Raw genomic sequence first — 12,007 nt, forward strand, 5'->3', positions numbered from 1 at the left:
GGCTCCAGCAGAGCGAATTGAATTAGTGTTAACAGGCCCTAGCCACAAGCGTGTAATCTACTCGCCCGCTCCGCGCTATTTCAGCCGGAGCGGCACTCCCAAGCAACCAAGTAACCAAGTAACCAAGCAGACAAAAGCAAACTAAAAAAGAAATTAGGTAACACCTACTCATCCGGGGGTAGCTTAAGTTGCTTGAGAATAGTGAGATCTTCTGCCGCAACATCCACAATATGAAAACCGGCCCACACGCGATCTTCACCAGCCGCTTCCCTCACCCATAAACATTCCGCACCGACATCGAGAATGTTCACCCCATCGACCGCATCCGTGAGCTCCAACTTCAATTGGTACACACAGTTCTCTCGAATATTAGGCCCGCCAATGAGCATAAAACCTTCTTCATGGAGATTCACCACGCGCCCGATCTCCATATCGCGATATACATCGCGTACCAGAATAACCTGTTGAATATGCGAACGGGCTATTTTTCGACTATCACTTTCGCTCTCACTCTGGCTCATTCTCTCCCCCGAGCTTACCGTTCGCCTCGGCTTTTTCATTCAGCTTTTGGAAAATATTTTCCAATGCCCTCTCAAAGAAAGGTTTTGAGCTGCCGGAAATAATCTTCGCTTTACCGCTAATCATTTGGCGCGCGAGCACCAAACCCGACATCATATCTACACGCTTACCCATTTGATCCACTAACATATAGTGAGAGGTTCGCGCGTTATACCAAGCTACTTTCAAGCGCTTGCCACCGTCAAATTCGAACCAGGTGCCGAATTCAATCATTTTAAGGCTGTCGACCATTTGTTCCTCTTCCGGCGAACAATTCTCGTGCCTTACGTCAGTGGTTCCCGCCTTTTCAGCCGCAATACGCTCCAGCTTGTCGCGCATGGGAGCAGGCGCAGGCTCTGCCTTCTTACTCTGCATCGCAAGCTTCATCAGGGAAGACAACGCCTCCACTAATTTGCGCCCCTTCGCTTGATCATAGCCTATAGTTTCGAACCCTGACTCGATTGCAGCCACTAGCTCGTCGTGAGACTCCATCTGACGAGACTTGTCTGCTTCGAGATCCTTGGGTTCAATACACCAAAGCAGCTCATCAGCAATCGCCAGGGCTTTTAACCAACGATCGGACTTTTCGCCATAGCGGAGTAAAGCAAAACTCAAAAAATCAGACCAGGGTTGCAATAAAAACAGCAACACGGCGGAGGGCAGCTCCTTGCCTTCTGTACGCTCGCTGATTTCATCATTTACCCGCAACTTAACTTCGCGCAGCTTTTCCTCGCCCTGCGCTTTTTCGGTCGCGCGTTTTTCCATTAGCTCCTGGCGGCGAATAATGTTCTTGGTGTAGCTACTGAATTCGAGCAACAACTCCGTAATCATTTTTACGTCGTTCTCAAACTCATTTAAGATACGGTGCACAACATTTTTTATTTTGTTGTACATATCGTATTGCGCAGTGCCATCGTTGGCGACCCAACTCGCACCAGCTTCCGCCAGGTTATTCAGCAACACCCGCGCAGGATGTTCTGCTTGTTCGAAAAAGCCGGGGTCAATAAACGCAATCTTTAGAAATGGCGTGTGCAAATAACTCAATAGCGCTTTGATAGAGTCCGGGAGATTTTCATCGTTCAGCATATACTCGAATAACATACCGACCAGATCGATGGTCTGCATATCATTCTTTTTCATCGCTCCGTCTTTATCGTTTTCCTGCAACTGGGCATGGAGTCGAGCTTGAATCTGACCGACGTCCAACGCCACCAGATTACTACCCAAGGTTGCGGAATCGACTGGCTGGCCGCCCGCACCTTGCAGCGACTGCAACGCTGCAAGTAAGTCATTGGAAGATACCACCACACCATTTGCGGGCAATGGCGCTGTAGCGCCAGCCACCAACTCGTTTTGGAGGCCGCGAATCGCCTGCAACAGGCTCGCCTGGTACTCTTCCGGCGGCAAACTCGGGTCGGGCATGCTCTCCGGTGCCGGCATATTGACCATCACATCCGACGCCACCATATCACTGTCGCCTTGGAGCGCAGATGCGGGCGCGGCACCCGAGGGAATTGTGTATTTTAAATGCGGCAGCACTCCCTGCCCCTGCAAGTACTGATTTATGTCCTCACTGATTTTCGCAACAGAGCCGAGCAGCTGATCGTCGTAAATTTTGTAGGCGAGATGTTTCGATTTTTGATCCAAAGGCACCAGTTTGAGTGCTTTTCGCAGGGACTCACAAAACTGCACCGGTGCCGCCGGGTTTGAGCTCTCGGTGACATGATCGCCGCCATTCAACACCGCGAAACGCTGATTTAACGCCCACAACGGCTCTGCGAAATAGGCATCAGCGCGCTGGGTAATGGAGGATATCGCAATAGTTTCTTCGAGATCTTCGTTGTTGACCAACGATAATTCACCCTCAGTTTCACTGCCAATCCGGGTATGTAATTCGCCTTTTTTGAACTTAACAAAACCCTCGGAAAGATAGCCACAAAAATAGCGCTCCAGCTCGGCACGGCTCTGGCGCAACAGACGTTGAACCTCGTTGTACTCGCGCGCCTCTTTATCGGTTTTCGCCCGATCGATCTCGTGGTTTAACGCTTCATCCAGGGTTTTTAAATATTCTCGAAAAGCGGTACGAGCGTGCTCCGCAGCCAAGCCCTGGCACGCTTTCAAATGCGTCAACACGTCTGCGCTATCAAGGCGCGTTAAAGCAGACGCCCTGCGCTCCTTATCGCCACCTTCGTTATTATTATCTCGAATCAATCTTGACATAATGCCTCTGAAAATCCGGATTTTGTTCCTTTAAGAAACTTACCACGTTACCTGGCAGATCACCCGTAATAACTGCGCAGAAACTTTAAAACGTAAACAAACCCGACACCTGTTGCAAAAAAATGCTGTAATCGACTGAGGCTGATTTTTTAACTATAGCTGCCATGCCCCGGAAAAATTGCAATAGATAGACGTTTAATTGCGCCGCACGTCGCGGAATACAGCAAATATTGCACAGTAGAAACCGCTGTGCAAATTAGATGCCTCACGCGCCAATTTTTGCACATATCGCTTGCCCTTTCCAAACGCTATAATCTGCGCCCCCATCCGAAAACAGGAACCAATACCGCAATGACTCAAATTGACATCTACGGCCTGGGCGCCGCTCTTTTAGACACGGAAGTGGAAGTATCAGACGGTGACTTATCGGCGTTGAACGTCGAAAAGGGTGTAATGACTCTGGTGGATGAGCCTCGCCAACATGAACTTATGGCGTCACTCAAAGGGCATTTGGTCGCCTCAAAGCGTGCCAGCGGTGGCTCAGCAGCGAATAGCATTATTGCAGCCAGCTATTTTGGTTCGCGCACTTTTTACTCCTGTCGTGTCGCGAACGACGAAAACGGCGAATTTTATCTCGCAGACCTGGCCAGCGCCGGAGTGCAGTATCACAGTAGCAATGGCAGTAACGATGGCATCACCGGCAAGTGTTTGGTGATGATTACACCAGACGCCGAACGCACCATGAATACCTTCCTGGGCATTAGCGAACAACTCTGCTTCGACGATGTGGATGAAAACGCGCTGAAACAGTCGAAGTATGTGTACATCGAGGGGTATCAAGTCACGTCCGAGTCCGGTCGTCCAACCGCGATTAAACTTCGCCAGCAAGCTGAAGCACTTGGTGTGAAAACTGCGCTGACACTTTCCGACCCCGCGATTGTTAAATTTTTCCACGATGGGATGCGGGAGATGGTGGGAGATGGCGTCGATATACTTTTCTGCAACGAACAGGAAGCGCAGAGCTTTACTCAGTGCCACGACCTGAAAGGCGCATTCGAAGCCCTGAAAACCCATGCAAAGACTTTCGCAATTACCCGTGGCAGCGAAGGTGCATTGATTTTCGACGGTGAAGAGCGCATTGCTGTATCTGCGCCCGAGGTCAAAGCGATCGACACTAATGGCGCGGGAGATATGTTCGCCGGTGCGTTTTTACATGCACTCAGTCAGGGTAAGAACTACCGGACTGCCGGCGAATTCGGATGTAAGGCCGCCGCGCAAATCGTCACTCAGTTCGGGCCCCGGCTGCAACCAGAACAGTACAAAGCACTGGTCGCCAGCCTGTGAAAAACTGGCTAAAACAGGGTCACTTAACCCTGTTTTAGCAGCTCGCGCAAATCAATGATCGCTGCATTGGCGCGCGAAATATAGTTGGCCATCACCAGCGAGTGGTTAGCCAACATGCCAAACCCGTTACCGTTCAAGATCATTGGGCTGTACACGGTTTGCTGCGTGCCTTCAAGCTCACGCACTATTTGCTGTACGCTCACTACCGCATTTTTCTTTTCGAGCACGTCGGCAAAGTCAATTTCCATTGCACGGAAAAACTGGATTAACGCCCAGGACGTCCCCCGAGCTTCATAGAACACATCGTCGATTTCCATCCACGGAGTTTTCACCTCCATTTCTTCGGGCAGCCGGGTCGCATTAGCCGCTCCCGGTGAGCCCGCCAGATCGGTATTCAAGCGGCGCTGCCCCACGCTCGCACTCAGCCGCTGCGACAAACTACCCAGGCGTGTTTCGACGGTACTCAACCAGTAATTCAAATTGTCAGCACGGGTATAAAACTGCGCTGACGGCTCGTTAGGGTCGGACAAACGTTTAAGGTACGCGCGCAACGCCTTAACACCTTCGCCATATTCCTTTTCAGTGGCGGGTAGGAGCCAGTTACTGTTATCGAAATTAAACTGCGGCTCGGCAGCGGCAAGATCTTTATCTTCGGTAGACTGAGATTGGGAACGACTGTACGCCTCGCGCATGGCTTTGGTGAGATCGCGCACCTGGATAAGAACCCCGTACTCCCAATTGGGAATATTGTCCAACCACACCCCCGGAGGAGCCACATCGTTGGATAAATAACCCCCGCGTTTGTTGAGCATGGTGTCGACCACATTGATCAACGCCGATGTGGTTATTACTCCGGTAACCAGGCGAGATTCATCTCCACCGACTTCGCGTACTGCCGCCTCGCGCACATCGAAAGGCTCGGGTTCGAAGCTCCAGATTACCCCTAACACCAGCGCGACCAGTAAATACACCACGATAACGCCAGCGCCAATGCCAAACCACCGGTTTGACTCTGCCATATCCGAGCGCCAGTCTTTCCAACCGGTTGTTAAGCGACTTCCGGCACTTCGCGCCGAAGCTGTAATTTTCTTAAACATAATTATCGTTCCTTCACTGTCACTTCAGTAGTGACTTTTAACCCGCCTTCAAATTCCAGAACCAGATCAAAGGTTTGGCCAACTGGCGGCGCGTCCTCCACGTCAAACAGCATTAAGTGGTACCCACCTGGCTGAAACGCAAGAGCCGCATGTGGATCCAACCGCAAATGCTGTACCGGCCGCATTTTCATCAAGCCGTTTTCATAGATGTTTCTGTGCACTTCAATATGGTCGCTTAAATCCGAATGCAAGTAGTTAAGCGTCACCATCGCGGATGAATTATTTTTTAACGTCATGTACACCACCGCTGTCTTCTGTCCTGGCGGTAATTGAGGCATAACAGCAGCATCCACTGTAACAGGGTCCGGGGGAGTGGTTTGTTCACATCCAGGTAGTAACCAAAGAAGCAACCACACTATCGGCCCGGTTAGCAACCGCATTCAGATCTCCTCATCCGCATAATTGGGCAAGCGCCCAAATACGCCTAAATTATAATGGCGGCAGAATAGCTATTTTGGGTGATTTGGATAACCGAATATCACCGCGTATCCGATAACCTTGCGCAGCTTTTTTCATCTGCTTGTAGAGCCAGCGCCCCTCAGCATCCGTTCGCGCATAAATCATGACACTTTCATTCGTCTGCGCAACCCGCTGTGCCAACGTTGCCAACAACGGAAGCAGACTGTCGCGCTGACCACTGAGTACCGCAGTAGAAAGTGGATACTCATCAATAGCATCTATTTTACCTATGCGTTTTATGCTCGTCGTCCGCACCGCAGACTCGGCCGGCAAGGCGCGATTCATTTGTTCCATTTCCCGGCGCAGGTCGGCTAGCAGCTGGTGCTCCGGAAAATACGCCTCCGCTTCACGTAGCAGCACGCCCGCTTCGCGGGTCCGGCTGCGAGCCAACGCCTGCCGAACACCTTCGGCAAACTGGATAACCATCGCCTGCAAACCCGCCCGCGCTTCAGAATTGGCAGGATCGAGGAGAAGTACCGATTGAAATCGATCATAAGCATTGTTGTGCGCAGGCTCGGTCAGGTGACCCTTGCGAAACGCTTGCTCAGCCTGAACTAACAGATTTTCCACCAAAACCTGCTTTGCGGTCCTGGCCACAGGTACAGACTCTGACGGTGGAAGTGGGGTCTCCTTCACGACAACGGAAGCCCCGCAACCACTCAAAACGACGATGGCTGCCGCCAGTCCAACACTAAAAATTAAAGCGCTAGGCGCCCGCATTGTGGAAAACCCCTAAACTAATCTGTGAATTATGACGCCAATGTAGGCCTGGGTTTCACTTAGAATGAACTCCGCTTAGCCGCGGAGGTCTCTGAGCTACGGTTGATAAGTAGGCACTAGACCCCGTCAATTTGACGCAACATAACACACAAGCCGTAATACTATGACTCGCTATTTTTTCAAAGCCTCCGCGGCAACGCAATTTTCCCTGCGCTATTTTCTCTCACTGAGCTTATTATTCGTCGCTTTTCAGGCATACGGCGATACCTACAATTTTGGTGCGAGCAGCAACAATGATGACTTCCTGAGCGTGGACCAGGCGTATCAGGCGAATGTCGAACTCCACAATAACAGCCTGGAAACAGACTGGACCATCGCGCCAGGTTACTACCTGTACCAACACCGCTTCAAAATGGAAGCCTACAACACTGAGCAGCGCGAAGAGCTCGAGCTGCAATTCGCCCCTGGCCTACGCAAGTACGACGATTACTATCAAAAAGAGCTCGAGGTGTATTACGACAATACCACCTTCAAAAGTGCTCCGCCCTCTATCAAGCCTCCCTACGAATTACTACTGGTTTCACAAGGGTGTGCTGATGCAGGCCTCTGCTACCCACCGCGCAAACAGTACTTCCAGGTGGATACTGACGGCATTGTTGTTGAGACACCGGAGTCGACCATAGAGTCCAGCGCGAGCACAGCTGTAACACAGAAGCCTTCGGCTCAAGAGCAAACACCAGCTTCACCATCGCAACCCTTTAACCCGTTAATTTTGCTTGGTGCTTTGCTTGGCGGACTCATTCTTAACCTGATGCCTTGCGTATTCCCGGTCCTTTCCCTGAAAGCACTTAGCTTTGCCTCCAATAATCACCAGGATGGCAAGCAGCATCTGCACGGCTGGGCCTACACCCTTGGCGTGGTGATCTCGTTTTTAATCGCAGCGAGTATTATTCTGGTAGCCCGACACACCGGCGAAGCGCTCGGCTGGGGATTTCAGCTGCAACAGCCCCTTTTTGTTGTGATTCTCGTATACCTGTTTTTAGTGATGGGACTGAGCCTGTTTGGCGCATTCCATTTCGGCACCAGCTTGATGGGGGCAGGCCAGGGACTGACCACCGGTGATGGACTCGGCGCATCCTTTTTTACCGGCGTACTTGCGGCCGTGGTCGCCAGCCCCTGTACCGCACCGTTTATGGCCACAGCGCTCGGCGTTGCCCTTACGCAGCCAGCCCCCCTCGCGCTTTTGGTCTTCGCCTGCCTCGGTTTCGGCATGGCGCTCCCCTTCCTTGCGCTAAGTTACAGCCCCGCGCTTGCGCGTTATTTACCCTCTCCCGGGCCCTGGATGGATGTACTGAAACAAGTACTCGCCTTTCCGCTGCTGGCAACCTGCGTATGGCTTCTCTGGGTACTGGGTAACCAAAGTGGGGTGACGGGCACCGCTATGGCGCTGCTAGGCGCCCTATTCCTCTACTTTGCCCTATGGTTGACGCAGTTCGAACCAAGATCGACGATCTTACGCTGGATCAATCGCGGCCTTGTGTTGGTGAGCCTGCTCGCGGTTGCGCACTTCAGTTGGCATCTTACCGACTACAAGGCCACGAGTTCCGGGACCTACGACAAGTGGCAGACCTTTTCCATGGAGCGACTCAATGAATTGCGTGAACAGGGCGAACCGGTATTTGTGAACCTGACGGCAGATTGGTGTATCACTTGCAAAGTGAACGAACGGGTCGCTTTCAGTTCACAGGATTTCTTCAATCACGCATTAGATAAAGACGTTAACCTGCTGATTGGAGACTGGACAAATGCCAACCCCGAAATCGAAGCACTATTGGCTGAGTTTAACCGCAGCGGGATTCCTCTGTACTTAATGTTCCCTGCAGGTGGCGGCGACGCTGAGATCCTGCCACAATTACTCACGCCAAAAGCCGTAATCAACGCAATCGATCGCGCGGTGGAGTAAAAAAACACCAGCGCTATCCAAACCGACTTCGATCATATAACAACCACTAATTTCATGAACGTCGGGAATATTGAAGCAAAATGCGGTGATTGTCAGCAAAACGGCAATCACCCATAGACATCAGCCGCCAAATTAGGCACAATCCCCTCCAGACATCTCGAAACAGCGTTTTTACACGCAAGTCGAGACATTTCTGCGCTTTTAACCTCATTTTTCTTAAGCTAAGTCGTTAAAAACTTTCTTAAGGCACAGGAATTTTCATGGCTACTATTCTGGTGCTTCACGGGCCAAACCTTAACTTACTAGGTACCCGGGAACCCGAAATCTACGGGCGAGAAACCCTTGCAGATATCGACCAGAAGCTTATGACGCTTTGCCTTGAGCGGGGCCATCATCTGCATTTTCTGCAAAGCAACGCCGAATACGAGTTGATAGACCGAATCCACGACGCACGCAGGGAAGGCGTTAACTTTATCGTGATCAACCCCGCTGCGTTTACGCACACCAGTGTCGCCCTGCGCGATGCGCTTGCAGGCGTCGGTATCCCTTTTGTTGAATGCCACTTATCGAATGTATTCAGCCGTGAAGCCTTTCGTCACCACTCCTATTTTTCCGACATCGCGGTCGGAGTGGTCTGCGGATTTGGCTCACAGAGCTATGAGCTCGCGCTGCAAGCGGCATTCAATTATCTGGATAAAAACAAGCCCGAACAAAAACACAGCTGAATATCGTACCGGAGGAGTGCCGACATTCCTCCCGCAACAACAAAACACAGACCTAGTCACAGCACACAGCTACTGAGAGGACACAATGGACATTCGCAAAATCAAAAAACTGATCGAATTGTTGGAGGAATCCAACGTCGAAGAACTGGAAATTAAAGAAGGCGAAGAATCTGTTCGCATCAGCCGTGGTGGTGCGCGCTCAGCCGCCGCTCCCATGCAAACAGTATTTCAACCTGCGCCGGTTGCCGCGGCACCTGCACCAGCCCCCGTGGCCGCTGCGCCCGCTCCGAGTGAAGAAAAAGCCCCGGAAGTGGCAGGCCACAAAGTGGTGTCCCCTATGGTTGGCACCTTCTACCGTTCGCCAAGCCCCGGTGCTTCGGCGTTTGTCGAAGTCGGTCAGTCTGTAAAAGCTGGCGATGTAGTGTGCATCGTTGAAGCGATGAAGATGATGAACCAGATAGAAGCCGATAAATCCGGTGTGGTGGAAGCGATTCTGGTGGAAGATGGAGAGCCTGTAGAGTACGACCAACCTCTGCTCGTCATTAACTAAGAGCGGGGTAGCCATCATGTTTAACAAAGTCCTCATTGCCAACCGGGGCGAGATTGCACTGCGCATCCTGCGCGCCTGTCGCGAACTCGATATCCCAACTGTGGCGGTCTACTCCAAAGCAGACCGCGATCTAAAACATGTGCGCCTGGCGGACGAATCTGTATGTATCGGCCCCAACGCGTCATCAGACAGCTACCTTAACGTCCCCGCTATTATTGCAGCCATGGAAGTCACCGACGCCGTTGCGGTGCATCCCGGCTACGGTTTTCTGGCAGAAAATGCTGATTTCGCTGAGCGTGTGCAAAAAAGCGGTTTCGTTTTTATCGGCCCGGATGCAGACGTTATCCGCCTGATGGGCGACAAGGTTTCCGCAATTGAAGCAATGAAAAAAGCAGGTGTACCCACGGTACCCGGCTCTGGTGGGCCACTGCCCGGCGACCCGGAAACCTGCATTGAAATTGCGCGCCGCATCGGCTTCCCGGTCATTATTAAGGCTGCTGCTGGCGGTGGCGGTCGCGGTATGCGCGTTGTGCACACCGAAGCCAGCTTGTGGAATTCGATTCAAGTCACCAAATCCGAAGCAAAAGCGGCTTTTGGCGACGATACCGTGTACATGGAAAAATTCCTGCAAAACCCACGTCACGTGGAAGTGCAGATTATTTCCGATGGCCAGGGCAACACTGTCCACTTGTTCGATCGCGACTGCTCGCTGCAGCGCCGCCACCAAAAAGTGTTGGAAGAAGCGCCAGCGCCCGGCATCCCGGAAGAAGTGCGACAGGAGGTCTATCAATCCTGCGTGCACGCCTGTAATGAAATTGGCTATCGCGGTGCCGGCACCTTCGAGTTTTTATACGAAGACGGCCGTTTCTACTTTATCGAGATGAATACGCGTATTCAGGTGGAGCACCCCGTATCGGAAATGATCACGGGTGTCGACCTGATTAAAGAGCAAATTCGCGTTTGCTCGGGCGCAAAGCTCAGCCTCAAGCAGGAAGACATCACGATCAAAGGCCATGCGATTGAGTGCCGCATTAACGCGGAAGACCCCAAAACTTTTATGCCCTCACCTGGCCTGGTCGAAAGCTATCACGCTCCCGGTGGTTTAGGTGTGCGCATGGATTCTCACCTGTATTCAGGATACCGGGTACCGCCCTACTACGATTCCATGATCGCCAAAGTCATCACCCACGCGGAAACGCGCCGTGAAGCCTTGCGCCGCATGGAAGGTGCGCTCGACGAACTGGTGATTACCGGCATCAAAACCAACACCCCGCTGCAAAAAGAACTGGTTCGCGATGAAGCCTTCATTGAAGGTGGAGTCAATATCCACTACCTTGAGAAAAAGCTCGGTCTCTAAGCCCTTCCCGGTGTGAACTTCGGTTCACACCGATCTATTTTCGGACGTTACATGCCCTGGCTACAATTGCGCATCAACACCACCCGCGAACTGGCGCCGCGCGTTGAATACGCCATGGCAAAATCCGGGTCGCTCGCGGTAACTTTGCAAGACAACGCAGACCACCCCATCTTCGAACCCGCTCTCGGCGAAACACCTCTCTGGCAGGAAACCCGTATAGTCGGTCTGTTTGAAGCAGATACCGACACCACCGCCATACTCGAACTGGTACTCAAGAAGTCCGGGCTGAGCGAAGCTCAGCATCAGTGGCACATTCTTGAGGACAAAGACTGGGAGCGGGAATGGATGACGCACTACCAACCCATCCAATGCGGCCCAGGTTTCTGGATCTGCCCAAGTTGGACGGCACCGCCGGACCCACAGGCGGTCAACCTGATGCTCGACCCAGGCCTTGCATTTGGTACAGGCACCCACCCCACAACCTTTTTATGCTTGCAGTGGCTGGCCGGGGAAAACCTCGCCAATAAAACAGTGATCGATTACGGATGCGGCTCCGGCATTCTTGGAATAGGTGCGCTATTGCTTGGCGCAGTCTCGGTTACCGGAACCGATATCGACCCGCAAGCGCTGATGGCCACCCAGGAAAACGTTAAGCGCAACAATTTGCCCGCCGAAAGCTTCCCTGTTTACTTCCCCGACAAGTGCCCGGAGAACCCCGTCGACATTGTGCTGGCCAATATTCTTGCTGGACCACTGGTGGAGCTCGCGCCCGCACTGTCTGCACTGCTTAAACCCGGCGGCCGCTTGTGTCTTTCCGGTGTCCTTGAAACTCAAAAAGACGACCTCCTGGCCGCCTACGAACCCACCGTCGAGATCGAACAGGTGTTTCAACGTGAAGAATGGATCTGTATCACCGGCACACGACGGGCGCTCAAATCCGCAAAGGAATAATTT

General features: G+C 52.2%; 11 protein-coding genes. 6 read left to right on the forward strand and 5 right to left on the reverse strand.

Features of this window, described 5'->3' with window-relative positions:
* Positions 1-164 precede the first annotated feature (164 nt).
* Both TERTU_RS13610 and TERTU_RS13615 read right to left on the reverse strand, forming a co-directional pair.
* A complete protein-coding gene (locus TERTU_RS13610; protein ID WP_015820538.1) occupies positions 165-521 on the reverse strand; it encodes a hypothetical protein in 357 nt (118 codons plus the stop codon).
* Complete coding sequence (locus TERTU_RS13615) at positions 508-2,778, reverse strand: DUF1631 domain-containing protein (protein ID WP_041590249.1); 2,271 nt, start codon at positions 2,776-2,778, stop codon at positions 508-510. The genes TERTU_RS13610 and TERTU_RS13615 overlap by 14 nt, the downstream gene beginning before the upstream one ends.
* 351 nt (positions 2,779-3,129) lie before the next feature.
* Here TERTU_RS13615 and TERTU_RS13620 point away from each other — a divergent pair, with 351 nt between their 5' ends.
* On the forward strand, positions 3,130-4,122 hold the full coding sequence (locus TERTU_RS13620) for an adenosine kinase (RefSeq protein WP_015818458.1): 993 nt from the start codon (positions 3,130-3,132) through the stop codon (positions 4,120-4,122).
* 23 nt (positions 4,123-4,145) lie between these two features.
* Here the strand turns inward: TERTU_RS13620 and TERTU_RS13625 are convergent, their stop codons facing one another.
* The 3 genes from TERTU_RS13625 to TERTU_RS13635 are packed head-to-tail and all read right to left on the reverse strand — an operon-like array spanning position 4,146 to position 6,308.
* On the reverse strand, positions 4,146-5,219 hold the full coding sequence (locus TERTU_RS13625) for a DUF2333 family protein (protein WP_015818162.1): 1,074 nt from the start codon (positions 5,217-5,219) through the stop codon (positions 4,146-4,148).
* 2 nt (positions 5,220-5,221) lie between these two features.
* Positions 5,222-5,659 (reverse strand): copper chaperone PCu(A)C, encoded by a 438-nt coding sequence (locus TERTU_RS13630; RefSeq protein WP_015816980.1) that lies wholly within the window; start codon positions 5,657-5,659, stop codon positions 5,222-5,224.
* A 49-nt stretch (positions 5,660-5,708) separates the two neighbouring features.
* The gene (locus tag TERTU_RS13635; protein WP_228378159.1) at positions 5,709-6,308 is read right to left on the reverse strand and encodes an N-acetylglucosaminyltransferase; all 600 of its coding nucleotides are present in this window, start codon (positions 6,306-6,308) and stop codon (positions 5,709-5,711) included.
* 313 nt (positions 6,309-6,621) lie between these two features.
* Here TERTU_RS13635 and TERTU_RS13640 point away from each other — a divergent pair, with 313 nt between their 5' ends.
* The 5 genes from TERTU_RS13640 to prmA all read left to right on the forward strand — a co-directional run bounded on the left by TERTU_RS13640 (position 6,622) and on the right by prmA (position 12,004).
* Positions 6,622-8,421: a protein-disulfide reductase DsbD family protein gene (locus TERTU_RS13640; RefSeq protein WP_015820746.1), complete on the forward strand. Its 1,800-nt coding sequence runs from the start codon at positions 6,622-6,624 to the stop codon at positions 8,419-8,421.
* Between the two features lie 260 nt (positions 8,422-8,681).
* On the forward strand, positions 8,682-9,146 hold the full coding sequence (gene aroQ, locus TERTU_RS13645) for a type II 3-dehydroquinate dehydratase (protein ID WP_015820301.1): 465 nt from the start codon (positions 8,682-8,684) through the stop codon (positions 9,144-9,146).
* Between the two features lie 85 nt (positions 9,147-9,231).
* A complete protein-coding gene (gene accB, locus TERTU_RS13650) occupies positions 9,232-9,696 on the forward strand; it encodes an acetyl-CoA carboxylase biotin carboxyl carrier protein (protein ID WP_015819848.1) in 465 nt (154 codons plus the stop codon).
* Between the two features lie 16 nt (positions 9,697-9,712).
* The gene (accC, locus tag TERTU_RS13655) at positions 9,713-11,053 is read left to right on the forward strand and encodes an acetyl-CoA carboxylase biotin carboxylase subunit (protein WP_015819112.1); all 1,341 of its coding nucleotides are present in this window, start codon (positions 9,713-9,715) and stop codon (positions 11,051-11,053) included.
* Between the two features lie 51 nt (positions 11,054-11,104).
* A complete protein-coding gene (gene prmA / locus TERTU_RS13660) occupies positions 11,105-12,004 on the forward strand; it encodes a 50S ribosomal protein L11 methyltransferase (RefSeq protein ID WP_015818397.1) in 900 nt (299 codons plus the stop codon).
* Positions 12,005-12,007 lie beyond the last annotated feature (3 nt).

Origin of the sequence: Teredinibacter turnerae T7901 (genome assembly GCF_000023025.1) — a bacterium.
Classification (GTDB): domain Bacteria; phylum Pseudomonadota; class Gammaproteobacteria; order Pseudomonadales; family Cellvibrionaceae; genus Teredinibacter; species Teredinibacter turnerae_B.